The organism is Lysinibacillus sp. GW823-FHT02G10 (assembly GCF_058797135.1).
Genome location: NZ_JBXAJI010000005.1, coordinates 47,798 through 73,152, shown reverse-complemented (window position 1 = coordinate 73,152; position 25,355 = coordinate 47,798). Strand labels below are relative to the sequence as shown.

Annotated in this window: 27 protein-coding genes; all 27 read left to right on the top strand. The window is 37.8% G+C overall.

All coding sequences use genetic code 11. The features are described from left to right. The first annotated feature begins 63 nt into the window (after positions 1-63). The 27 genes from AC1RFD_RS15980 to murA all read left to right on the top strand — a co-directional run bounded on the left by AC1RFD_RS15980 (position 64) and on the right by murA (position 25,278). Entirely contained in the window at positions 64-1,113 is a 1,050-nt protein-coding gene (locus tag AC1RFD_RS15980; protein WP_054548733.1) for an NAD(P)/FAD-dependent oxidoreductase, read from the top strand. A 203-nt stretch (positions 1,114-1,316) separates the two neighbouring features. Next, a complete protein-coding gene (gene rpmE, locus AC1RFD_RS15975; protein ID WP_004269457.1) occupies positions 1,317-1,520 on the top strand; it encodes a 50S ribosomal protein L31 in 204 nt (67 codons plus the stop codon). Positions 1,521-1,636: 116 nt separating this feature from the next. Beyond that, entirely contained in the window at positions 1,637-2,209 is a 573-nt protein-coding gene (locus AC1RFD_RS15970; protein ID WP_048395608.1) for a thymidine kinase, read from the top strand. 173 nt (positions 2,210-2,382) lie between these two features. Continuing rightward, positions 2,383-3,459 carry a peptide chain release factor 1 gene (gene prfA / locus AC1RFD_RS15965; protein WP_004269459.1) on the top strand — a complete coding sequence of 359 codons (1,077 nt, stop codon included), beginning with the start codon at positions 2,383-2,385 and terminating at the stop codon, positions 3,457-3,459. Continuing rightward, positions 3,446-4,306: a peptide chain release factor N(5)-glutamine methyltransferase gene (gene prmC / locus AC1RFD_RS15960; protein WP_112117318.1), complete on the top strand. Its 861-nt coding sequence runs from the start codon at positions 3,446-3,448 to the stop codon at positions 4,304-4,306. Before prfA ends, prmC begins: the two co-directional genes overlap by 14 nt. Positions 4,307-4,350: 44 nt before the next feature. Further along, entirely contained in the window at positions 4,351-4,944 is a 594-nt protein-coding gene (locus tag AC1RFD_RS15955; protein ID WP_103117426.1) for a stage II sporulation protein R, read from the top strand. A gap of 101 nt (positions 4,945-5,045) precedes the next feature. After that, positions 5,046-6,080 carry an L-threonylcarbamoyladenylate synthase gene (locus tag AC1RFD_RS15950; RefSeq protein WP_103117427.1) on the top strand — a complete coding sequence of 345 codons (1,035 nt, stop codon included), beginning with the start codon at positions 5,046-5,048 and terminating at the stop codon, positions 6,078-6,080. A 169-nt stretch (positions 6,081-6,249) separates the two neighbouring features. Continuing rightward, positions 6,250-6,747 (top strand): manganese efflux pump, encoded by a 498-nt coding sequence (locus tag AC1RFD_RS15945; RefSeq protein WP_048395616.1) that lies wholly within the window; start codon positions 6,250-6,252, stop codon positions 6,745-6,747. Between the two features lie 22 nt (positions 6,748-6,769). Beyond that, positions 6,770-7,210 (top strand): low molecular weight protein arginine phosphatase, encoded by a 441-nt coding sequence (locus tag AC1RFD_RS15940; protein ID WP_054548714.1) that lies wholly within the window; start codon positions 6,770-6,772, stop codon positions 7,208-7,210. 8 nt (positions 7,211-7,218) lie between these two features. After that, complete coding sequence (locus AC1RFD_RS15935) at positions 7,219-8,502, top strand: methyl-accepting chemotaxis protein (protein ID WP_004269465.1); 1,284 nt, start codon at positions 7,219-7,221, stop codon at positions 8,500-8,502. Positions 8,503-8,829: 327 nt separating this feature from the next. Further along, positions 8,830-9,267, top strand: a complete 438-nt coding sequence (gene rpiB, locus AC1RFD_RS15930; protein ID WP_004269466.1) for a ribose 5-phosphate isomerase B — start codon at positions 8,830-8,832, stop codon at positions 9,265-9,267. Between the two features lie 86 nt (positions 9,268-9,353). After that, a complete protein-coding gene (locus AC1RFD_RS15925; RefSeq protein WP_016992753.1) occupies positions 9,354-9,896 on the top strand; it encodes a TIGR01440 family protein in 543 nt (180 codons plus the stop codon). Between the two features lie 58 nt (positions 9,897-9,954). Beyond that, entirely contained in the window at positions 9,955-11,196 is a 1,242-nt protein-coding gene (gene glyA, locus AC1RFD_RS15920) for a serine hydroxymethyltransferase (protein ID WP_048395620.1), read from the top strand. Between the two features lie 285 nt (positions 11,197-11,481). After that, positions 11,482-13,638, top strand: a complete 2,157-nt coding sequence (locus AC1RFD_RS15915; RefSeq protein WP_342557409.1) for an EAL domain-containing protein — start codon at positions 11,482-11,484, stop codon at positions 13,636-13,638. Between the two features lie 124 nt (positions 13,639-13,762). Continuing rightward, entirely contained in the window at positions 13,763-14,392 is a 630-nt protein-coding gene (upp, locus tag AC1RFD_RS15910) for a uracil phosphoribosyltransferase (protein ID WP_004269470.1), read from the top strand. Between the two features lie 157 nt (positions 14,393-14,549). Next, the gene (wecB, locus tag AC1RFD_RS15905) at positions 14,550-15,671 is read left to right on the top strand and encodes a non-hydrolyzing UDP-N-acetylglucosamine 2-epimerase (RefSeq protein ID WP_004269471.1); all 1,122 of its coding nucleotides are present in this window, start codon (positions 14,550-14,552) and stop codon (positions 15,669-15,671) included. A 537-nt stretch (positions 15,672-16,208) separates the two neighbouring features. Then, complete coding sequence (locus tag AC1RFD_RS15900) at positions 16,209-16,580, top strand: ATP synthase subunit I (protein WP_004269472.1); 372 nt, start codon at positions 16,209-16,211, stop codon at positions 16,578-16,580. 36 nt (positions 16,581-16,616) lie between these two features. Next, on the top strand, positions 16,617-17,327 hold the full coding sequence (atpB, locus tag AC1RFD_RS15895) for a F0F1 ATP synthase subunit A (RefSeq protein WP_004269473.1): 711 nt from the start codon (positions 16,617-16,619) through the stop codon (positions 17,325-17,327). A gap of 63 nt (positions 17,328-17,390) precedes the next feature. After that, entirely contained in the window at positions 17,391-17,615 is a 225-nt protein-coding gene (gene atpE, locus AC1RFD_RS15890; protein ID WP_004269474.1) for a F0F1 ATP synthase subunit C, read from the top strand. A gap of 172 nt (positions 17,616-17,787) precedes the next feature. Next, positions 17,788-18,309: a F0F1 ATP synthase subunit B gene (gene atpF, locus AC1RFD_RS15885; protein ID WP_016992759.1), complete on the top strand. Its 522-nt coding sequence runs from the start codon at positions 17,788-17,790 to the stop codon at positions 18,307-18,309. Further along, a complete protein-coding gene (locus AC1RFD_RS15880) occupies positions 18,306-18,842 on the top strand; it encodes a F0F1 ATP synthase subunit delta (protein ID WP_416141335.1) in 537 nt (178 codons plus the stop codon). The genes atpF and AC1RFD_RS15880 overlap by 4 nt, the downstream gene beginning before the upstream one ends. A gap of 28 nt (positions 18,843-18,870) precedes the next feature. Next, on the top strand, positions 18,871-20,379 hold the full coding sequence (gene atpA, locus AC1RFD_RS15875) for a F0F1 ATP synthase subunit alpha (protein ID WP_004269477.1): 1,509 nt from the start codon (positions 18,871-18,873) through the stop codon (positions 20,377-20,379). Between the two features lie 47 nt (positions 20,380-20,426). Next, positions 20,427-21,284 (top strand): ATP synthase F1 subunit gamma, encoded by an 858-nt coding sequence (gene atpG, locus AC1RFD_RS15870; RefSeq protein ID WP_004269478.1) that lies wholly within the window; start codon positions 20,427-20,429, stop codon positions 21,282-21,284. A gap of 51 nt (positions 21,285-21,335) precedes the next feature. After that, positions 21,336-22,751: a F0F1 ATP synthase subunit beta gene (atpD, locus tag AC1RFD_RS15865; protein ID WP_004269479.1), complete on the top strand. Its 1,416-nt coding sequence runs from the start codon at positions 21,336-21,338 to the stop codon at positions 22,749-22,751. 24 nt (positions 22,752-22,775) lie between these two features. After that, on the top strand, positions 22,776-23,183 hold the full coding sequence (locus tag AC1RFD_RS15860; protein ID WP_004269480.1) for a F0F1 ATP synthase subunit epsilon: 408 nt from the start codon (positions 22,776-22,778) through the stop codon (positions 23,181-23,183). 81 nt (positions 23,184-23,264) lie between these two features. Then, positions 23,265-23,504 (top strand): DUF1146 family protein, encoded by a 240-nt coding sequence (locus AC1RFD_RS15855; RefSeq protein WP_004269481.1) that lies wholly within the window; start codon positions 23,265-23,267, stop codon positions 23,502-23,504. Between the two features lie 463 nt (positions 23,505-23,967). Further along, positions 23,968-25,278: a UDP-N-acetylglucosamine 1-carboxyvinyltransferase gene (gene murA / locus AC1RFD_RS15850; protein ID WP_048395622.1), complete on the top strand. Its 1,311-nt coding sequence runs from the start codon at positions 23,968-23,970 to the stop codon at positions 25,276-25,278. The last annotated feature ends 77 nt before the right edge of the window (positions 25,279-25,355 follow it).

The following is a 25,355-nucleotide window of genomic DNA, read 5'->3' as shown; positions in this document are numbered from 1 at the left end:
TTAGATTAATTCTTGTCAAATAATTTACGTTTGAATAGATTAGAAGGGGATGGAGAAGAGGAAATGTCAGAGGAACTATATGATGTAACGATTGTTGGCGGTGGTCCAGCAGGGCTTTATACTGCCTTTTATAGTGGAATGCGAGATTTAAAAACGAAAATTATCGAGTATAGCTCACAACTTGGTGGTCGTATGTTAATATATCCTGAAAAAATGATTTGGGATGTAGGTGGAGTAACACCTATTTTAGGTGGTCAGCTTATTAAACAACTTGTGGAGCAAGCTGAAACCTTTGATCCAACGATTGTCTTAAATCAAAAAGTGGAAAAGTTAGATAAGCAACAGGATGGAACATTTATTTTAACATCCTCTACAGGAGAAAAGCATTATTCCAAAACGGTTATTTTAGCAGTAGGCTATGGCGTCCTTTCTATGCAAAAGCTTGAAATTGAAGGAGCAGATCGCTACGAAGTAACGAATTTACATTATACAGTTCAGGAATTAGAAATCTTTCGAGACAAGCATGTGTTGATTTCAGGTGGTGGTAATTCTGCGGTTGATTGGGCTAATGAGCTAGAGTCAATAGCCGCAAGCGTCACGATTGTTCATCGGCGAGATGATTTTGGAGGACATGAAAAAAATGTCTTACGTATGAAAGAATCCTTAGTTCATGTAAAAACGCCCTATGAAGTGGTTCAATTGCATGGGGACGGTGATTTAATTCAATATGTATCTATTGTCAATAAAGATACCGATGAATTGGAACGAGTAAAGGTAGATGCTGTCATTGTAAATCATGGTTTAAAATGTGATTATGGTGCGCTTGAAGAATGGGGATTAAATATTCAGGATGGCGTAGCAATTGTTAATGAGAATCGTGAAACGAACGTAGCGGGTATCTATGGAGCTGGTGATTTTATTGATCATCCTAGTAAAGTTAGATTAATAGCTGGTGCATTTACTGATGGAATACTAGCATTAAATAGTGCAAAACTATACTTGGAGCCAGATGCACCGAAAGTAGCCTATGTATCTTCACATAATATTCGCTTTAAAGAACGAAATGAGAAAATTGGGTTAGTAGACAATGATTATCGTGAAGTTCGCGGTTAGGTATTAGGGATGGTTTGCTTTTAATATTTTTTACTTGAAAATGATAAAATGTCTATGCTATACTTCAAAAGTATGCAACGTGTACATATGTAGCTGACGTTCCACTTCGACACAACTTTTGTAGTCGACATATTCGGGCTATGTAAGGTACAGTTCGATAATACTCTGTTCCAGATGGTTCAGGGCGAGAGGAGAAAACGAATATGAAACAAGGAATTCATCCAGACTACAAAGAAGCAACAGTAACTTGCTCTTGTGGGAACACTTTCAAAACTGGTTCAGTAAAAGAAAACATCGTTGTCGAGTTCTGCAACGAATGTCACCCATTCTACACTGGCCGTCAAAAATTCGCGTCTGCTGATGGTCGCGTGGATCGTTTCAACAAAAAATACGGTCTTAAAAACTAATGTTAGTTTAATACCTGCCAAGCATGCGCTTGGCAGGTATTTTTTTCAGTAAATAATACACGTTGATGCAAGTCTTTTCAAAATCCAGATTGACACAAAGAAAGGGAGAAGACAAAATGGCACAGCTATATTTTAAACATGGTGCAATGAATAGTGGGAAGTCAATAGAAATTCTAAAAGTTGCCCATAATTATGAAGAACAACAAAAACCTGTAATGATGTTTACTTCAGGTTTAGATACGCGTGATGAGGTGGGCTTCGTTTCCAGTCGAGTAGGTTTACGACAACAAGCCATTCCTGTTTATGAAGATACAAATATTTTTGAAATAGTGAAAACTAATGCTGTCAAACCTTATTGTGTGCTTGTGGATGAAGTTCAATTTCTAAAAAAAGCACATGTTTTACAGCTAGCTAACATTGTGGATAAATTGGACATTCCCGTAATGGGCTTTGGTTTAAAAAATGATTTTCAAAATGAGCTATTTGAAGGTAGCCAGTACATGCTTACATATGCAGATAAAATTGAGGAAATGAAAACAATTTGCTGGTTCTGTCATAAAAAAGCAACAATGAATTTGCGTGTAGATGAAAGTGGAAAGCCAGTTTACACAGGAGATCAAATTCAAATCGGTGGCAATGATTCGTATTATCCTGTTTGCCGAAAATGTCATGCAAATCCACCGCTTTAAAGCTAAGTAGCTTGTTAAAGCGCTAAGAAAAAGTAGCATACATGTGAAAATTTCCTTATACTAAGTAGTGGAAATAAGAAATGAAAAAACCATTACGCCTTAGCGTAATTTTGATGAAAGCGGCTTCTCTGTAAAAAAGGAGCAATTTAAAAAACTAAATAGAGGTGAAATCCATGTTTGATCGATTACAAGCAGTGGAAGATCGTTATGAAAGGCTTACTGAGCTTTTGAGCGATCCGGATATTGTTAATGATAGTAAGAAATTACGCGAATATTCTAAGGAACAATCAGATATCCAAGAGACAGTAGATACTTATCGTGAATATAAAAGTGTTAAAGAACAGCTAGTAGATACACGAGAAATGTTAGATAGCGAAAAAGATCCTGATATGCACGAAATGGTAAAGGAAGAATTTAACCTATTAAAAGCACAGCAGGAAGAGCTAGAAGAGCGATTACGTATTTTATTAATTCCAAAAGATCCGAATGATAATAAAAACGTTATTATGGAAATCCGTGGGGCAGCTGGTGGTGACGAGGCTAATATTTTTGCAGGTGACTTGTTCCGTATGTATTCTCGCTATGCAGAAACGCAAGGTTGGAAAATTGATATTATGGAAGCTACACCAAACCCAATGGGCGGCTATAAAGAGGTAATCTTTATGATTAATGGACAAGGAGCCTATTCAAAATTCAAATTTGAAAATGGCGCACACCGTGTACAACGTGTCCCTGCTACAGAATCACAAGGCCGAATTCATACATCAACAGCAACAGTTGCTTGCTTACCCGAGGTTGAGGAAGTAGATGTTGAAATCCATGAAAAAGATATCCGTGTAGATACATTCGCATCTTCTGGTGCGGGTGGTCAATCTGTAAATACAACAATGTCTGCTGTTCGTATGACCCATTTACCGACAGGTGTTGTGGTTTCGATGCAGGATGAACGTTCACAAATTAAAAACCGTGAAAAAGCAATGAAAATTCTTCGTGCTCGTGTTGCAGATATGTATATGCAGGAAGCGCAAAAAGAGATTGATGCTACACGTAAATCAGCTGTTGGATCTGGTGACCGCTCTGAGCGAATTCGCACATACAATTATCCACAAAACCGCGTAACCGACCACCGTATCGGCTTAACGATTCAAAAGCTAGATCAAATCGTTGAAGGCAGACTAGACGAGATTATCGATGCTCTTATTTTAGAAGAACAAGCATCGAAGTTAGAGCGTTTAAATGATGACTTATAAAAATGTGATGGAGGCCCTTGAGTGGGCTTCTTCTTTTTTAGTGGATAATGGTTGTGAACAAACAGCAGCGCGGATTGTTATGCAACATGTGCTTGGTACTAGTTATGGAGAAGTTATGCTGCATTTGCAAGATGAATTAACAGCAGCGCAGCAAATGAGATTTAATGAGCTCATAGAAGAACATGTCAATGGACGCCCTGTCCAATACTGTGTTGGGTATGAGGAGTTTTATGGCCGTTCATTCTTAGTCGATGAATCTGTCTTAATACCACGACCTGAAACAGAGGAATTGGTGCTTGGAACAATTAATCGACTACCTAAATTATTTACAAAGCAAACATTGAAGCTGGCTGATATCGGTACAGGTAGTGGAGCCATTGCTATTTCAATGAAGCTGGAATGCCCAGCATTAACGGTCATAGCTACCGATTTATCAGAAGCTGCACTAGCAACTGCTCAAAAAAATGCAAAGCAATTAGAGGCAGATATTGATTTTAGATTGGGAGATTTAGCTGCTCCACTTGCAGGAGAAAAATTTGATATTGTTTTATCGAACCCACCGTATATCGCATTTGATGAGGCACAAGCAATGTCAAGCGTTGTGCTAGAGCATGAGCCGCATAGTGCCCTCTTTGCCGAGGAAGATGGTCTTATTTTATATAGAAAATTAGCCGAACAATTACCAGCTTATATGAATAGGCCAGCGTTGATTGGATTAGAAATTGGTTATACACAGGGGGAGAAAGTAGCCAAATTCTTTCAAGATAGTTTTCCACAGGCGACAGTTTCAGTAGAAAAAGATATTAACGGTAAACCTCGAATGATTTTTTGTGAGCTACATGTATAAAGTTTCTTATTCTTGCCAACAATGTTGAGCAAGGAGGGATTTTTATGTTGAACGAATACAAGATTATTAGATTACCTAAACAAAATATCTTTCTAGCTTTTGCTAGACTAGTATTAATTGCGATTGTTTTACAGTTATGTGTTTTATATATTCCAACATTAGTAGGTTTGGCGAAGGAATCTTCCGGTGATGTGCAAGAAAAAGATTTTCGTATACGTGTTATTGCAAACAGTAATACTGCACAAGATCAGCTAGAGAAACAGCAGCTTGTCCAAGATTTAAAGCCATACTTTCTACAACTGGGTACGGCTGGATTTGCTGGGAATGAGCAAATTCTTTCGTTAAAACAACAAGTTGAAGCTGAACTGAGCGAAAATTATCCACAATTGGATGCACAGGTTGTTGTTGGGGATAATTTATTCCCACCAAAAAGACAAGGTGCTGTACTTTATCCACAAAATGTCTATCAATCAATTGTTGTAAAGATTGGTGATGCCCGTGGAGATAACTGGTGGTGCAGTATCTTCCCATCGATATGTGAGCCTGATAATGAAGAGGTAAAAGAAGAAGTAGAAGTAGAAGAAAAAGAACAAGTTACATTCTTTATATGGGAATGGATTAAAGGACTTTTTGAATGAATTGTGCACAAATTCAGACAACTTATACACATTTTTTATTAAGTTATAAACAATATGTGGATAATTCAGTAAAAACGAATAATTGAAGGTAGGTATTAATCATGAAAACTGTTTGTAAGGTTGTGGACAGTAATGTGAATAGTCAGATTAATTATACACAAGCTGTGGATATCTTAAATGCAGGAGAGGTAGTCGCATTTCCAACAGAGACGGTTTATGGCTTAGGAGCGATTGCCACAAATGATCTGGCAGTTAAAAAGATATTTGAAGCAAAAGGTCGACCTTCAGATAATCCTTTAATTGTCCATGTTGGTACAAAAGAGGAAGTAGCGATCTATATCGAACATATTTCTAACATAGCTAAACAATGCATGGATTTATTTTGGCCAGGACCATTAACACTGGTGATGCCAGCGAAGCCGGATGTATTAGCTAAAAGTGTCACAGCTGGGTTATCAACAGTTGGCATTCGAATGCCTGATCATCCAGTAGCGCTCGCCTTACTACAACAGCTCCAAAAACCGCTTGCTGCACCGAGCGCTAATCGTAGTGGAAAGCCAAGTCCTACAGAAGCCGTTCATGTTTTAGATGATTTAGAAGGGTACATACCTTATATTTTAGATGGAGGTTCTACAGGCATAGGGCTTGAGTCTACTGTACTAGATGTGACACATGAACCTCCAGTAATTTTACGTCCAGGTGGCATTACGAAGGAAATGCTTGAGGCTAAGATTGGTCCAGTGATTCAACCAACTAAAATAGAACAGAAGCTAGACGCAACGCCTAAGGCACCGGGAATGAAATATACGCATTATGCACCAAATGCTCCCGTGTATTTAATAGACTGTGATGTTGAGAAAGTCAACGAAGCTGTTCTACATTTAAAGAGACAAGGACATAGTGTAGCACTACTTGCACCTGAGAACTTTGAAGAAATTAAAGTGGATTTTTACTTCTCTATTGGTGAAGCAGGAAGTAAAGAAGAAATGGGTGCGGCCTTATATAATGCACTTAGAGCATGTGATAAAACTACCGCTACCGTAATATTAGCAACAACTACTTCAATAGAAGGAGTAGGTGCAGCTATTATGAATAGACTTGAAAAAGCCTCTGGAGGTAAATGGTATTCATTGTAAATAATAATAGAACAATTATAGGCAAAAGACATTGAAAAACCACATGTTTTTTGTCTTTTTTTGTCCAATTATTATATGTTAAAAATGAAAAACAATAGTAAACAGTTATGATAATAATGTATTTTCGAGCATAAAATGATAAAATATTAGGGAGCGAAGGAGTGCGTTCTTGCAGGGAATTCTTGCAGGTATATTAACGTCTGTTGATGTGATTGGTCTATATGTTTTGCTGCCAAATGTTAGATATCGATTATTTTTATCATTATGGACGGCTGCATTACATATGCTTTTTCCTTTATTAGGGTTTGAATTAGGAAGCTATTTAGTTCGATTTCTATTAGAATGGGGACAATGGATTTCAAGTATTTTATTATTTTGTATCGGGATGCATTTATTATTATTTTCTCACAGAGATGAAAAAGTAACGATTTCACCTGTACTTTTAGCAGTGACTGCAAGCCTAGACACCTTTTCAGTTAGTGTTTCTTTTGGTATGCTTAACTTAGAAAAAACGATTTTTATTATGAGTGCAGGCTTAAGTGCATTAATTTGTGCTTATGGGTCATTAGTTATAGCACGTAGGAGCCAAGTCTTTTTTGGCAATAAAATTCAAATCATTGCTGGCATTATATTTATAATCATGAGTATTCTAGCTATTCAACAATAGATAAAATTGGAGAGTGATAAGTGTGAAAATATTATTTGTTTGTACAGGCAATACTTGTCGCAGTCCGATGGCAGAAGCTATTTTAAAACATAAACAAATAAACAATGTAGAAGTGCGCTCAGCGGGTATTTATGCGATGCCTAATGCACAAATGTCAGCACATGCACAACAAGTGTTAAATGAAGCCCAAATGTCCCATCAACATTTTGCGACGCAATTATCACAAGCTGAAATGGCATGGGCAGACTTAGTTTTAACGATGACGACTGCTCACAAAGATACCGTCATTTCCAATTATCCAGAAGCTGAGCATAAAGTATTTACATTGAAAGAGTATACAAATGAGGGCAGTTTAGAAAATGTAGTGGATCCTTATGGTGGTAATAGAGCAATTTATGAAGCAACATTTGCAGAATTAAAAGAACTGGTTGATCAATTAATACAAAAACTAGAAAAGAATTGAGGGGTCCTATGAAAAAACAATTTGGTTTACGCCTAAAGTTGGTGTTATTTGTTAGTGTTCTTGCACTAATCACCTACAGTGTCAGTTTTATATTCATTGAGTTTTTACAACCTACCTTCTTCCCTGACACAAATCGAAAAGTTTTTGAAGTGATTACGTATGCGTTAGGCATAACTTGGTCAGGGATATTAGCTGCCTTTTTAAGTGTAATCCTCATCAAGCCGTTACAGCAGCTTGAACACTCAGCAACACTTGTGGCAGAAGGAAAAATAGGACAGGATGTACAAATGCCTAATACAAATGATGAGATTCGATCTGTTGCAGAGGCATTCCAACAAATGGTGTTAAACTTACGTCAAATGGTGGAAAGTATTGATCATAACTTCCAACAAACGAATCAATCGATTATCCAGCTTTCAGATGAAGCAGGAGTGGCAACAAGAAAGGCAGAAGGCATTGCATCTACCGTAAAGCATATTTCTACAGGAGCAGAAGCATCTGCAACTGCTGTACAAGATACTGCTGAAGCGATTGAAGATGTAAGAACGCTTGCAACAGAGGTAAATAGTAGGGCAGAAGCATCAGCATCACAAACTAAAGAGATTCTACATAATTTATCGACAACAACAAAAGCCATTGAAACATTAGTGAATAGTATTCAACAAATTGCGACAGGCAATAATGAGGCATTAAAAAGCATTCATGCGCTAGAAGAGAATGCTGGACAGGTAGAACGAATAATTAGCTTAGTTGGTGACATTGCAGCACAAACCAATCTGTTGGCACTAAACGCCTCTATAGAAGCTGCTCGTGCAGGAGAACATGGAAAAGGCTTTGCAGTAGTAGCTGAAGAAGTCCGTGGTTTGGCTGATGAAAGTGCAAAAGCAGTGCAAGGAATTACAGCTTTAATTCAAACCATGCAGCAAAACGTAGAAGTAGTTGTGAAACAAATGAACGAACAAGTTGCCTTTGCAACAAAGGAAGCCGATCGAGTGTCTGAAACAACGACAGCAGTAGAAAATATGGCTTCTAATGTACATGAAATGGCAACATCAATTGTTGAGATTTCTTCTTTAATTGAACAGCAAATGCATAATATTGAAACGACAGCTCGACAATCACAGGAAGTTGCTGCCATTGCGGAACAAACGTCAGCAGGTGCACAGGAAGTTCGTAGTGCTGCTGAAGAGCAAGCCTATGCAATTGAACAAGTCGAGCATCTGGCTCAAAGTTTGAAAAAGCAATCGGAAGCATTGCATAAAATGATCCAACAATTTGATAGACAAGCATAGTCCTGAAGGTTATACATAAATCCCATGAAAAATCGGATTTATGTATAACCTTTTTTATTAAAGGACAATTTATGTCCACTGTAAGTAAAAAGCTAAAAAAACTTCAGTAGATGGAATATTACAACAAAAGACCATTATCCGAACTTATTAACATGATATTCACATTATCCACAAAAAATAAGTTTAAAAGTGAATGATTTTATGTTAACATACAATTAATGTTCGTCTTTCGGGAAAAATCAACGTAAAAACATAAGAAAAATCGTGTTATTCTTCAGAAAGAAGTGGTACACTAAGGTTGACTATAATTCGAAAAGAGGGAACCCAGTGAGAATAGCAATTTCTTCTGATCACGGAGGCAATAACTTACGTCGTGAGATTATGCAGCTATTAGATGAACTTCAAATTAGCTACGAAGATTTTGGTCCACAATCTGCGGATTCAGTAGACTATCCAGACTATGCAAAACCTGTATCTGAGGGTGTTGCTAACGGAGAATTTGATAAAGGCATTTTAATTTGTGGCACAGGAATTGGTATGTCCATTGCCGCTAATAAGGTCAAGGGTATACGTTGTGCATTAGTACATGATGTATTTAGTGCCAAGGCAACGCGTTGCCATAATGATTCAAATATTTTAGCAATGGGCGAACGTGTAATTGGCCCTGGCCTTGCACGTGAAATCGTACAAGCATGGCTAGAAACCGATTTTGAAGGTGGCCGCCATGTACGCCGTATTGAAAAAATTACTGAACTAGAGCAATAATAGTTTTGTTATTCCATATATGGCATTCGTTTAGGATGTCATATATGGCATGATTTTAATGGATATAGATGAAGGAGCTGAGCTTAATGGTTGTAAAACAAATACGAACACATTTGACTCAGTTACTCAGTGAATTTGAAGAGCAAGTAACATTACGACCCCATACAATTTTTGTAGTAGGGTGCTCTACATCTGAAGTGATTGGTCAGAAAATTGGCACAGCGGGAGCATTGGAGATAGCAGAAGCCATTTTTGAGCCGTTACAAGAATTTGCAGCAAAGCATCAATTGCTTTTAGCATTCCAAGGTTGTGAGCATATAAATCGCGCCATTACTATGGAAGCATCTACAGCTGAAAAATTTGGCTATGATCCAGTAGCGGTTGTCCCAGTACGTACGGCAGGCGGCTCAATGTCAGCATATGCCTATACGCAATTTGATAACCCAGTGATTGTTGAAACAATACAGGCACATGCAGGTATTGATATTGGACAAACATTAATCGGTATGCATTTGAAAGCAGTAGCTGTGCCTGTTCGAACATCGGTAAAAATGGTAGGAGAAGCTGTTGTGACGATTGCAACAACACGTCCTAAGCTAATTGGCGGAGAACGTGCAGTATATAAATAATTACCACCCTATTTAGTGGTAGAGATGAATAACGATACTTTAGGAGGCTTTTTCAAACATGGCATATGAAAAATTAGCAGTACAAGACAAAGCAGTACTAGATGGAATTCTTGCAGAAAAAACACGTCAGCAAGCAAATATTGAATTGATTGCATCAGAAAACTTTGTATCCGAAGCAGTGATGGAAGCGCAAGGATCAGTACTGACAAATAAATACGCTGAAGGTTATCCTGGTAAACGCTATTATGGTGGCTGTGAGCATGTAGACGTAGTAGAAGACATTGCACGTGATCGTGTAAAAGAACTCTTCGGAGCAGAATATGCAAATGTGCAACCACACTCAGGTGCACAAGCAAACATGGCTGTTTACCATACGATTCTAGAACCAGGTGACACAGTTCTGGGTATGAACCTTTCACATGGTGGTCACTTAACACATGGTTCTCCAGTAAACTTCTCTGGTATTCTATATAATTTTGTAGAGTATGGTGTAACACAAGATACACAAGTGATTGATTATGAAGATGTACGACAAAAGGCTTTAGAGCATAAACCGAAACTGATTGTTGCTGGTGCATCTGCTTATCCACGTGAAATTGACTTCTCTAAATTCCGTGAAATTGCAGACGAAGTCGGAGCCTATTTCATGGTGGATATGGCACACATTGCTGGCCTTGTAGCTGCTGGCGAACATCAATCACCAGTGCCATATGCTGATTTTGTTACATCAACTACACATAAAACATTACGTGGACCACGTGGTGGATTAATTCTTGCTTCAAAAGAATGGGAGCAAAAACTAAATAAATCTGTATTCCCAGGCATTCAAGGTGGCCCATTAATGCATGTTATCGCTGCAAAAGCTGTAGCATTTGGAGAAGCTTTACAACCAGAATTTAAAGACTATGCAAAACAAATTAAAGCCAATGCAAAGGCATTAGCAGAAGTATTAATTGCTGAGGGTGTTGAAATTGTTTCTGGTGGTACAGATAACCATTTATTACTGCTAAATGTTAAATCTCTTGGTTTAACAGGTAAAGTAGCAGAGCACGCACTAGATGAAGTAGGAATTACAACAAATAAAAATACAATCCCTTACGATACTGAATCTCCATTTGTCACTTCTGGAATTCGTATTGGTACTCCAGCGGTCACTTCTCGTGGCTTTAAAGAGGAAGATATGAAAGAAGTAGGAGCAATTATAGCAGCTGTTCTTAAAAGCCCTGAAGATGAGGCAGTTAAAGCAGATGCAAAAGATCGTGTGAAGGCATTAACTGATAAGCATCCACTATATGTATAATCAATAGAATAATAGCTGTATTTAAAGTACAAAATTTACTTTAAATACAGCTTTTTGTTTTGGAAATGGAGGATTAAACTGTAAAAAACATCTTTTTTCTAATAAAGTAGAATAATCCCCTTATTTTTGAATAAATTTACATAAAAACGGTATAAAGGGATATATTATAGTAGGCAGAGGACAGATAGTGTCCTAGAAAAGAAGTTTTTTTTAATAAAAGTGAAAATTTAATTAAATTTTATGTACAATGGAAATGAAATGAAGTGATAGAAAAGGAGGGGTTGGATGGTCACTAAATCGTTAAACACAGATTATGATGTATTATTAAACAGCATTCGCAAATTAGGTAATAATTCGAAAGAAAGCTACGTTATTTTTGATGCGACGAAGCATCATTACATAGTAGAGTGTAATGATTCTTTTTGTATGCTTACTAATGCTGCACGTTCACAAATACTAAATACTGATTATTTTTCATGGCTATCAATGGACGAAAAAATGACAACCATTGAAATGATTAAAGAAAAAATACATAACGGCATAATGGTGCAGGCGAAGCTATATCATAATGGCATCGATAAACCTCCCTTTTGGGCAGAAATACAAGCATTACCTTTTTGCAATGAGGCAAATGTAACCCAATTTGTTTTAGTATTTGTGAAGGATGTTACATATTATCATACGGAAGACTTCTTAATGCGTTTAGAAAATGATATGTACAGGGCAATTGAGAAGGAGTTTACTTTTGAGCAAAAGATGAAGCTTATTTGTCAAGGCCTCGATGAATTTTTCATGCCAAATATTGCAAGTATGGTGCTTATAAAAACAGAAGTAAACCAATTACAAGTTTTCATAGGAGATAATCAAACAGAGAGCGTACCAAAATGTTGTACAAACAATGATTTCTTTAATAAGGTCATGCAATCAGAAACATCTACTTTCATAGAAAATTTAGATGAAGTGAATATTCCTAAAGAACATAAGCAATATGCTTCGCTAGCTAAAAAGCCGCATGGATGGTTTATCCCTATACGTAATCAACAGCGGCAAGTAATAGGTGTTTTCTCGATATTTAGCCAAAAAACACAAAGTGACCAAATGCTTAAAAGTATGTTTCGAAAAATGGGTGCTCTTGTTGCATTGGCTTATTCATATGCAAGGACGCAGAAAAAAATTTGGGATTTAGCCTATACAGACATTACAACAGGTCTGCCTAATCGTCACAGCTTTGTTAATACGATTGAAAGGGAAGTCCAGCAGGGGCAAAGCGGCTTTATTAAAATATTAAAACCTAGTGAATTTCATCAAGTAGTTGAATTATATGGCCGTGAAATTGGTGATGAACTTTTAAGACAACTTGCCAAACGTCTTGAGCAAGACAAGTCAGAAAGTAATGAGTATGTTGCTAGATTCACTAGCTCTAGTTTGATTATGACTACAATGTCACTTCATGAAGATTTGAATGATTATGAGATGAGAATAAAAGAAACGATTCGCCAGCCTTTTATTATAGGAGGAAAGCAAATCTATATTACATTAAAAACAGGCATTGCTTCCTATAATGATGACATAAATATTAATGATGCGATTCGTTTTGCAGATAATGCGTTATCCTTTGCAATCGATAGGCCAGGCACACATACTGAAATATTTACAACAGAGAAAAATGATGTGCTTGTACAGAAGATGACGGTTTTAAATCATTTGTCAGAAGCCATCAAAAATAAAGAAATAACAGTCCACTTACAGCCTAAAGTAGATTTACGCAATGGGGAAATTCAAAGTATTGAAGCACTTGCAAGATGGATTTCTCCAAAATTGGGTTTTGTTTCACCGGCAGTCTTTATTCCAGTAGCTGAGAGTGCTGGTAAGGTTCGAGAAATTGATGTGCTTATTTTAGAGACGGTACTCTCATGGCTTTCAGAACGACAACGCCTGGGAAGGAAATTAGTGAAAATTGCTGTCAATATTTCACCTGACCATTTTTACTACACGCACTTTGTTCAGGATACACTGAAACTTGTGCGGAAGTATAATATTGACCCTAGCTATATTATCTTAGAGGTGACAGAAAATATTGGTTTAGTAGATTTCCAATCAGCCTATAAGATCATTCAAGAGCTGAAGAGCTATGGCTTTAAAACATCCGTAGATGATTTTGGAACTGGCTTTTCTTCATTAAGCTATTTACAACAACTACCGTTTGCTGAACTAAAGATTGATCGTAGCTTCATCAATGCTATTGAAGATCCAGCAACACTTGCTATTGTTCGCTCTATCATTCAGTTAGCATTAAATTTAGGGATGATTTCAGTGGCAGAGGGTATAGAGACAGAGGAACAGGTTGAGATTCTACGTGCGCTAGGATGCACAGTAGGACAAGGATACTTCTATTTCAAGCCAATGCCAATTGAACAATTAGATATAATCCTTGATCAATAACTTAGTTTTGACAAAAGAATAGATGATAAATGGAGTTGTCCTAAATTTATTTTTGAGACGACTCCTTTTTTCTGTTATACTAGTTGAGATAAAAATGAATCCGAACGGTGAGGAGAGAATCCCTTTGAGCAAAGTCTATGTATTTGATCATCCACTAATCCAACACAAATTAACTTATATTCGCGACAAGAATACAGGAACAAAAGAATTTCGTGAGCTAGTAGACGAAGTGGCAACACTAATGGCATTTGAAATTACACGTGATATGCCAGTAGAGGAAATTGAAATTGAAACACCTGTAACAATTGCAAAAACAAAAGTACTTTCTGGTAAAAAACTTGCAATCGTACCGATTTTACGTGCAGGTATCGGTATGGTAGATGGCGTATTAAAGCTTATCCCTGCTGCAAAAGTTGGTCATATTGGTCTTTACCGTGATCCAGAGACATTAAAACCAGTTGAATATTACGCAAAACTTCCTGCAGATGTTGAAGAACGTGATTTCATCATTGTAGATCCAATGCTTGCAACTGGTGGTTCTGCAGTGGAGGCAATTCATTCACTGAAAAAACGTGGAGCTAAAAACATTAAATTCATGTGCTTAATCGCTGCACCAGAGGGTGTGAAAGCTATTCAAGAAGAACATTCGGATGTAGATATTTACATTGCTGCACTTGATGAAAAATTAAATGACCATGGTTATATTGTACCAGGCTTAGGTGATGCTGGAGACCGTCTATTCGGTACAAAATAAAAATCCATACATGAAATTTCCTCATTTAGGAAACTAATAACTTGTGAAAGCGTCCTTCAAATTGAAGGGCGTTTCATAGTATGTGTAGGTAAGTAATCCCTCATCAACAGGAGATTGATCTTACCATACAATAATAAAAAGGACGGTGCAGATCGTTTTGACAAAGAAATGGAAAGTAATGACGATTTTTGGTACAAGACCAGAAGCAATTAAAATGGCTCCTCTTGTTTTGGAGTTACAAAAGTATCCTAAGCAAATAGAATCTATTGTAACTGTAACAGCACAGCATCGCCAAATGCTCGATCAAGTATTAGAGACGTTTAGTATTACGCCAAACTATGACTTAAATATAATGAAGGATCGCCAAACATTAATTGATGTAACGACAAACGCATTACAGGGTTTAGATAAAGTAATGAAGGAAGCACAACCAGATATCGTTTTGGTACATGGTGATACAGCAACGACTTTCATTGCAAGCCTCGCTGCGTTCTATAACCAAATTGCTATAGGACATGTAGAAGCGGGACTTCGAACATGGAACAAATATTCACCATATCCAGAGGAAATGAATCGTCAACTAACAGGCGTGATGGCAGATTTACATTTTGCGCCAACTGAAGTATCTAAAAAGAATCTTTTAGATGAGAACAAAAATCCAGCGACGATTTTTGTTACAGGTAATACAGCAATAGACGCATTAGCAACAACAGTCAGTGAACACTACACGCATCCTGTATTAGATAAAATTGGCGAGGATCGCATGATTTTATTAACAGCACATCGTCGCGAAAATCTTGGTGAACCAATGCGCCATATGTTTAAAGCGATCACTAGAATACTCGCAGAACATGAGGATGTTCAAGTTGTTTATCCAGTTCATATGAATCCGGCTGTAAGAGAAATTGCTAATGAAATTTTAGGGAATAATAAACGAGTGCATTTAATTGAGCCTCTTGAAGTATTTGATTTCCATAACTTTGCGGCTAATTCATATATGATCTTAACGGATTCAGGCGGTGTACAAGAAGAGGCACCTTCATTAGGAAAGCCAGTGCTTGTTCTTAGAGATACGACAGAACGTCCAGAGGGGATTGCAGCAGGAACATTAAAGCTAGCAGGAACAGAAGAGGAAACAATTTACGCCTTAGCAAAGGAATTACTAACAGATAATAATGCCTATGAAGCAATGGCTAAAGCATCAAATCCATATGGAGATGGACATGCATCTAAGCGTATTGTTGAAGCATTGCTAGGATTTTTACAAAAAACTAATTAAAATACTATATTTTATATTAAAAATAAGTCTAATGTACCTGTTGAAATGGGTAAGCTAATTTACGAGCATAATCTTGTCGTAAATTAGCTTTTTTTATGCGTGAGAAGGTTGAGAAATTTTGAAACTATGAAATTTCATACACAAATTTGTCAACAATTTGACAAGAGTATAGAGGCTGTGAAGTTTTTCTCCTTTACCAATTGACTTCAAATATCACCTATTGTATGCTTACAAAGGGTAAGAATGATAAGGGTTTCTGTTCATAAATAGGACGTTGAAACACTTGTTATATCAACTTTCTACTAAATTGACAGTTCAAAATAAGACTGTCGATTTGCAACGTTTTGTGCGTTTCGGTTTTTACCGAGTCGGTAAGGGGTGTAAGTTATTTTTTTGGGCATTTACACCTGTAATTGAAATGACTCTCCCATTACTATTCCGCTGTGAGTAGTGCTTTTCACTGCTCTTTTCTGATTTCACATAGTGGTCAGCAAACGTTTTCATTACTCGAAAAAATGATTCAGGAGATTACAACCAATGCTAGATTTGCATCACATTTTTGCTGTGCAGAAGAGGGCGTTATTTTTTTTGCTTGCACTCTGCGCATTAGGCTGGGGATTTACCCCCTATCAAACTGTTTTTGCGGGCATCGCAGTCGGTGCATTCTTTGGTACGTATAATTTTTGGATTTTAGTTCGGCGTATGGAGAAGTTTGACAGATCCATTAGTGAAGGGAAGAAAATAGGCTCACTTGGTACAGCGCTTCGCTTTGGATCAGGTGTTGCGGCAGTCGCAATAGCCATTTCGTTGCCAAACTATTTTCACTTAATTAGCACGGTTATAGGGCTAATGATTCCGTACGTTTTTCTCTTTGTCGAGAGAATTGTGTCACATGTAAGGAACCGCTAATGTGCTTTAAATTAGAAAGAGAGGTGAAAAATAACAATGAATCATGAAGCTCCGTTACTAGAAGTCGGTTTTTTAACATTTAACTTATCAACAGTTATGATGTTACTAGTTGCAGCAATTATCGTATTTTTAATTGCCTTTATTTCAACTAGAAGCCTAAAGTTAAAACCTACTGGTATGCAAAACTTTATGGAATGGATTATGGATTTCGTTAAGAATATCATTAAAAGCAACATGGATTGGAAAACTGGTGGTCGATTCCACGTTCTAGGTATCACACTAATTATGTTTATCGCAGTATCTAACTTACTAGGTCTTCCTTTCTCAATTGTCTATGGGCATGAGCTATGGTGGAAATCACCAACAGCTGACCCTACAGTAACGATGACATTAGCAGCAATGATATTAGTCTTAACGCATTTCTATGGTGTAAAAATGAAGGGTACAGGTCATTATGTTGGTACATTCTTCAAACCAATGTCATTCATGTTCCCACTTAAAATAGTAGAAGAATTTGCAAACACATTAACATTAGGTTTACGTCTTTACGGTAACATTTACGCGGGTGAGATTTTACTTGGCTTACTTGCAGGTTTAGCATCATCAGGTGCTGTGGGATTCATCGGGGCAATCGTTCCAATGATGGCATGGCAAGGTTTCTCAATTTTCATCGGCTTTATCCAAGCCTTTATCTTCACAATGTTAACAATGGTTTACATGGCTCATAAAGTGAGCGATGACCATTAATATAAAGCATATACCCTATGCTTGAACAACAAAAACAAACAATTCCAAGGAGGAAATTTTCAAATGACAGGTTCATTAGGTTTATTAGCAGCAGCAATCGCAATCGGTTTAGGTGCACTTGGTGCAGGTATTGGTAACGGTCTTATTGTATCAAAAACAGTAGAAGGTATCGCTCGTCAACCAGAAGCTCGTGGCGTTCTTCAAACTACAATGTTCATCGGGGTTGCATTAGTTGAGGCCCTACCGATCATCGCAGTAGTAGTAGCATTCATCGTAATGAACAAATAATTCAGTTGAACACTGAATTTTACTAGTGGCGAAGCAGGATTCTCCAGATGAAACTTCGCCCTTCATTTTGGAACTGATAAAAGCTATGTGTAAATATAGCTTTTTAAAATAGGTAGTTTTTTAGTCATTAAATTATGTTGAAGTTAAAGCTCTTGAAGGGAGTGAAACAATCGTGTTTTTAGATAATCTTGTACTAGGTGCAGGCGGTGCTTCGTTAAATAGTGGAGATATCATCGCAACATTAGTTATTTTCATCGTATTAATGTTACTACTTAAGAAATTCGCTTGGGGTCCACTTATGGGCATTATGCAACAACGTGAAGAATTAGTAGCGAGTGAAATCGAAGCAGCTGAAAAAGCGCGCAAAGAATCGCACCAATTTTTAGAAGAACAAAAGAGCCTTCTTAAGGAAGCTCGTACAGAAGCACAATCGATTGTTGAAGGCGCTAAGAAGCAAGGCGAATTACAAAAAGAAGAAATTCTTACTGTAGCTCGTAATGAAGCAAATCGCTTAAAAGAATCGGCTTTACGTGAAATTGAGTCTGAAAAAGAAAAAGCTATTGCAGCTGTACGTGATGAAGTCGTTTCATTATCTGTACTTGCAGCATCTAAAGTCCTTAGCAAAGAGATTTCTGAGGCAGACAACCGTGCTCTAATTGAAGAGACGATTGCGAAGGCAGGGGAAGCTCGATGAGTAATTCAACTGTAGCAAAACGTTACGCTCAAGCGCTTTTTGAATTGGCGCAACAAAAAAATATTCTTACTGAAGTAGGAGCAGACTTAAGTGAACTAACAAAAGTAGTAAAAGAATCGCCTGATTTTTTAACGCTTTTAAATGCACCTAAGTTCTCCGTTGAACGAAAAAAACAAATGGTAGCTGATATCTTTAATGGTGCAACACCAGAAGTTTTACACATTGTTCAACTTCTAGTTGAGAAAAAACGTGTAAACGAGATGACACAAATTGCTAAGGCATATGCTGAACTTGCTGCGCAAGCACAAGGCACTGCAGATGCAACAGTATTTTCAACACGTGCACTTTCTGCAGAAGAAAGCGCTAATATTTCAGCAGCGTTCGCGAAACTTGTTGGAAAACAATCATTAAATATTACAAACGAAGTTGATCCATCTTTACTTGGTGGTATTCGTGTTCAAATCGGTAACCATATTTATGATAGCTCAGTAGCTAATAAACTAGAGCGTCTAAAACGTGAATTAATCGGTTAATAATTTAGAAATGTGAGAGGTGACATACATGGGCATCAAGGCTGAAGAAATCAGCAGTCTGATTAAACAACAGATTGAGAATTATGAATCTGAACTTAAAGTAAGCGAAGTTGGTACAGTTATCCGTATTGGTGACGGTATTGCTCTTGCTCATGGCCTCGACAACGCCATGGCTGGAGAACTACTAGAGTTCTCTAATGGTGTTATGGGTATGGCTCAAAACCTAGAAGAAGGTAACGTTGGTATCGTAATCTTAGGTCCATACACTGACATCAAAGAAGGCGATGAAGTTCGTCGTACAGGTCGTATCATGGAAGTACCAGTTGGTGAAGAACTAATTGGTCGTGTTGTAAACCCACTTGGACAACCAGTGGATGGACAAGGTCCTATCAACACTACAAAATCTCGTCCAATCGAAAGTCCAGCTTTCGGTGTAATGGCTCGTAAATCAGTACACGAACCACTACAAACTGGTATTAAAGCGATTGACGCATTAGTACCAATCGGTCGTGGTCAACGTGAGTTAATCATCGGTGACCGTCAAACTGGTAAAACATCTGTAGCTATCGATACAATTCTTAACCAAAATGACCAAAATATGATTTGTATCTACGTAGCAATCGGTCAAAAAGAATCTACTGTACGTGGTGTTGTAGAAACTCTTCGTAAACATGGCGCTTTAGATTACACAATCGTTGTGACAGCTTCTGCTTCTCAACCAGCTCCATTATTATTCTTAGCACCATTTGCTGGTGTATCTATGGCTGAAGAATTCATGTTACAAGGTAAACACGTATTAATCGTGTATGATGATCTTTCTAAACAAGCATCAGCTTACCGTGAACTTTCACTTCTTCTTCGCCGTCCTCCAGGTCGTGAAGCATATCCTGGTGACGTTTTCTACTTACACAGCCGCTTACTTGAACGTGCTGCGAAGTTAAATGAAACATATCAAAATGGTTCGATTACAGCTCTTCCATTCGTTGAGACACAAGCTGGGGATATCTCTGCATACATCCCAACTAACGTAATCTCAATCACTGATGGACAAATCTTCTTACAATCTGACTTATTCAACTCAGGTGTACGTCCAGCGATTAACGCCGGTCTTTCTGTATCACGTGTAGGTGGATCTGCTCAAATTAAAGCGATGAAAAAAGTTGCGGGTACACTTCGTCTTGACTTAGCTGCATTCCGTGAGCTTGAATCATTTGCTCAATTTGGTTCAGATTTAGATAAAGTAACACTTGCTAAACTTGAGCGTGGTAAACGTACGGTTGAAGTTCTTAAACAAGACCTTAACAAACCACTAAAAGTTGAAAAACAAGTTGCAATCCTTTACGCATTAACTAAAGGTCATTTAGATGATATTCCAGTACAAGATATCGTTCGCTTCGAATCAGAATTCTTAAGCTGGTTAGATTCAAACCACACAAACGTTTTAGATCATGTTCGTACTACTAAAGAGCTTGCTCCTGATGCGGATTATGAAGCAGCAATCAATGCATTCAAAAAAACTTTCGCTAAATCAGAATAAGTCTTAGCTAGTCACTTGATTAAAAAACAGAAGGTGGTGAAATACCAGTGGTAAACTTACGCGAAATTAAAGGTCGTATTACTTCAACAAAGAGTACGAAGCAAATTACAAAAGCAATGCAGATGGTTTCTTCTTCTAAGTTACGTCGTGCAGAGCAAAATGCTAAAGCTTACGTTCCTTACATGGAAAAAATTCAGGACGTAGTAGGCGCGATCGCTTCAGGGACAAAAGACAGCGGACATCCAATGTTAACTGCTCGTCCTGTTAAGAAAACGGCTTACTTAGTCATTGGTTCTGACCGTGGTCTTGCAGGTGCTTACAATTCAAGTATCCTACGTCAAGTACAACGTACGATTAACGAGCGTCATAAATCAAAAGACGAATACGTTATTTTAGCAGTAGGTCGTGTTGTTCGTGACTACTTTGTGAAACGTGATCATAATGTCATCAGTAATGTTGTCGGTCTACCTGACCAACCAACATTTGCTGATATTAAAGAAATCGCTCGTAATGCTGTTGGTATGTTCATTGATGGTACGTATGACGAACTTTATATGTACTATAATCACTTTGTCAGCGCTATTGCTAGCGAAGTGACAGAGAAAAAACTTCTTCCATTAACAGATATTGCCCCTGCAAGCGGTACTGCTTCTTATGAATTCGAGCCATCTGGTGAAGCAATTCTAGAAGTGTTACTTCCACAATATGCGGAAAGCTTAGTTTATGGCGCATTATTAGATGGAAAAGCAAGTGAACATGCTTCTCGTATGACGGCTATGAAAAATGCAACAGATAATGCAACTGATCTTATTTCAGACCTTTCTTTGCAATATAACCGTGCACGTCAAGCGGCGATTACACAAGAAATTACAGAAATCGTTGGTGGAGCTGCAGCCTTAGAATAGGCAAGCAGCTTCCCAATGTCGTATAAGAATACGATAGGAGGGTACACAGTAATGAATAAAGGACATGTTATTCAAGTAATGGGTCCAGTTGTTGACGTTAAATTCGACAATGGCCAATTACCAGCAATCTATAACGCTTTAACAGTTAAGATTGAACGTCCTAATGAAGAACCAACAATTCTTGCATTAGAAGTTGCGCTTCATTTAGGTGATGATTCTGTTCGTACAATTGCGATGTCATCTACTGATGGCTTACAACGTGGAGCAGAAGTAACAGACTTAGGAAAAGCTATCTCAGTACCAGTTGGTGAAGTTACACTAGGTCGTGTATTCAACGTACTTGGAGAAGTAATTGACTTAGGTGAAGAGATTCCAGCAGACGCACGTCGTGATTCAATTCACCGTGAAGCACCAACTTTCGAGAATCTTTCAACTACAGTTGAAATTCTTGAAACAGGTATCAAAGTAGTAGACTTACTTGCACCATATATCAAAGGTGGTAAAATCGGTCTATTCGGTGGTGCCGGTGTAGGTAAAACTGTATTAATCCAAGAATTAATCAACAATATCGCACAAGAGCACTCTGGTATCTCTGTATTCGCTGGTGTAGGTGAGCGTACTCGTGAAGGGAACGACTTATTCTTCGAAATGAGCGATTCAGGCGTTATCAAGCAAACAGCGATGGTATTCGGTCAAATGAACGAGCCACCTGGTGCACGTATGCGTGTTGCTTTAACTGGCCTTACAATGGCGGAATACTTCCGTGATGAGCAAGGTCAAGACGTACTTTTATTCATCGACAATATCTTCCGTTTCACACAAGCAGGTTCTGAGGTTTCTGCCCTATTAGGTCGTATGCCTTCAGCGGTAGGTTACCAACCAACACTTGCAACTGAAATGGGTAAACTACAAGAACGTATCACATCTACGAACAAAGGATCTGTAACTTCTATTCAAGCGATTTATGTACCAGCCGATGACTATACTGACCCGGCTCCAGCTACAACTTTCGCCCACTTAGATGCAACAACTAACCTTGAGCGTAAATTATCTGAAATGGGTATCTACCCTGCGGTTGACCCATTAGCTTCGACTTCTCGTGCATTATCACCTGAAATCGTAGGCGCTGAGCACTACGCAATTGCTACTGGTGTACAACGTACAATCCAACGTTACCGTGAATTACAAGATATCATTGCAATCTTAGGTATGGATGAGTTATCTGATGAAGATAAACAAACAGTAGAACGTGCTCGTCGTATTCAATTCTTCTTATCACAAAACTTCCACGTAGCGGAACAATTCACTGGTCAAAAAGGTTCTTATGTACCTGTAAAAGAAACTGTTCGTTCATTCAAGGAAATCCTTGATGGCAAATGGGATCACCTACCAGAAGATGCTTTCCGTCTAGTTGGTTCAATTGATGAAGTAGTTGAAAAAGCGAAAAGCATGGGCGTAGAGGTTTAATACTAGGGACGAGGAGGAAAAAATATGAAGACAGTTCTAGTCAATATTGTCACTCCCGACGGCCCAGTATACGATTCTGAAGTATCAATGGTAATCGCTAAAACAACTTCAGGAGAAATCGGTGTTCTTGCTGGCCATATTCCAATGGTTGCTCCACTTGCAATTGGTGCAGTGAAGCTTAAAAAAGAAAACGGTTCGACTGATATTGTTGCTGTAAGCGGTGGTTTCATTGAAGTTCGTCCAGAAAAAATCTCAATTTTAGCGCCGTCTGCTGAAATTGCTGAAAGCATCGATGTTCAACGTGCTAAAGAAGCCGTTAAACGTGCTGAAGGACGTCTTCAAAGTAAACAAGACAACATTGATTTCAAACGTGCTGACCTAGCATTAAAACGTGCGTTGAATCGTATCAACGTTCATGAGGGTAATATCTAATTCATTTTTAACGGGCAGATATCGCATCTGCCCGTTTTTTAAGGTGAATAAACATATTGAAGGAGAAATGGAGGATGCTACATGGAAATATATGAAGCGATCGGACAAGAAGCTTTATTGGGTATTTTATCTCACCTATTTTTTATTGCTATTACTTTTTACGCATTACAAGCTTTTATGATCGAAAAACTATTTAAAAAGAATCGAGTTTTTCAAATTCAGCTCATTTATATTTTACTTAGTATTGCGATAGGCTCAGCAGTATCTAATTTCTTTCTTCAAATATCTAGCTGGTCAGGCAAACTTCCTTATTTATTTTAAAGAATTCGTTGCTTTCTTTCATAAATTTATAGGTCTACATACTTCAAAGGACTTTATAATACCATTTGTGTGGCCCTTTGAACTATGTAAAAAGACGCTAATACATTAAATTCTTATGAATTTTACGCTATTAGCTACCAAGATACCCATTGATAAATGTACGATAATAGGGCCTGCCACTTCATTTTTTATAGAAAAAAGTGAAAAGTTGTTTTTTATTCATATATCTTTGGGTATGTATTAGAAGCGAACGGGTTATTGGTCATTCACAAAAAAAATTTAGCAGCGTACAATAAATAAATAGCAAAAAATCTAATAATGGCTTAAAATAGTGATTTGGACGCTTGAACGAGCGTTAGAAAAGTTGTACTATAGAGTTGTTTGTTTACTGATTATGACATTATACTTCTTTATTAAAATAAAAATTTGGTAGGTTAATAGATTGAATTCGGAGGGACATAGGGTGGATAAAATAATAGTGACTGGCGGCCAAAAACTACAGGGAAAAGTACGTGTAGAGGGCGCAAAAAATGCAGTGTTACCAATCCTTGCAGCAGCTTTACTTGCTTCAAAAGGAGAAAATGTAATTAAAGAAGTCCCTAATTTAGCAGACGTCTTTACAATAAATGAAGTACTTAAAAGTTTAAACGCAGCAGTTACATATATACCTGAAGATAATGCCGTATATATAGATGCAACAAAAGAACTTTCAAGTGAAGCTCAATTTGAATTTGTTAGTAAAATGCGTGCATCTATTTTAGTAATGGGATCTCTACTTGCTCGTAATGGCTATGCTCGTGTAGCACTTCCTGGAGGCTGTGCAATTGGATCACGTCCGATTGAATTACACTTAAAAGGCTTTGAAGCAATGGGTGCAAAAATTTCATTTGGCCATGGCTATGTTGAGGCGAAGACAGAGGGTCGCTTAAAAGGGGCTAATGTGTATTTGGATTTCCCAAGTGTTGGGGCAACTGAAAATATTATGACAGCTGCATCTTTAGCTGAAGGGACAACTGTAATTGAAAATGCAGCGAAAGAGCCTGAAATCGTGGATCTTGCAAACTTTATTAATAGTATGGGTGGCCGTGTAATCGGAGCGGGGACAAATACGATTCGTATCGAAGGAGTCGATACATTATATGGAGTAGAGCATCATATTATTCCTGACCGTATTGAAGCTGGTACATTTATGGTGGCAGCAGCTATTACGAGAGGAGATGTGGTGATTGAAAACGCAGTTCCTGAGCATATGACTGCTTTAATAGCTAAAATGCGTGAGATGGGCGTAGAAATTACTGAGTTGGATGAAGGAATCCGTGTACGAGTTCCCAAAACACTAAAAGCAGTTGATATCAAAACAATGCCACATCCTGGTTTCCCAACAGATATGCAATCACAAATGATGGCGTTAATGCTTACTGCTGAAGGTACGAGTATTATTACAGAAACGGTATTCGAAAACCGTTTTATGCATGTTGAGGAATTCCGTCGCATGAATGCTGGTGCTAAAATAGAGGGACGTTCTGTGTTTATCGAGGGGCCTGTGGATCTTCAGGGAGCTGAGGTAATGGCAACGGATTTACGAGCTGCGGCTGCATTAATTTTAGCGGGTCTTGTATCAGAAGGAATGACACGTGTCACAAAACTTCATCATTTAGATCGTGGTTATGTTGATTTCCATGGAAAATTAGCATCTCTTGGTGCTAATATTGAACGTATTACAGAAGAGGTAGTGACAATTGAAGATGTAACAGTTGAATTGCCTACAAACTAAATAGATTTTAAAACCCTTTGCTTTTTATGCAGAGGGTTTTTGTTTTCTCATAACTACAAGAAATCTAGCATATTATT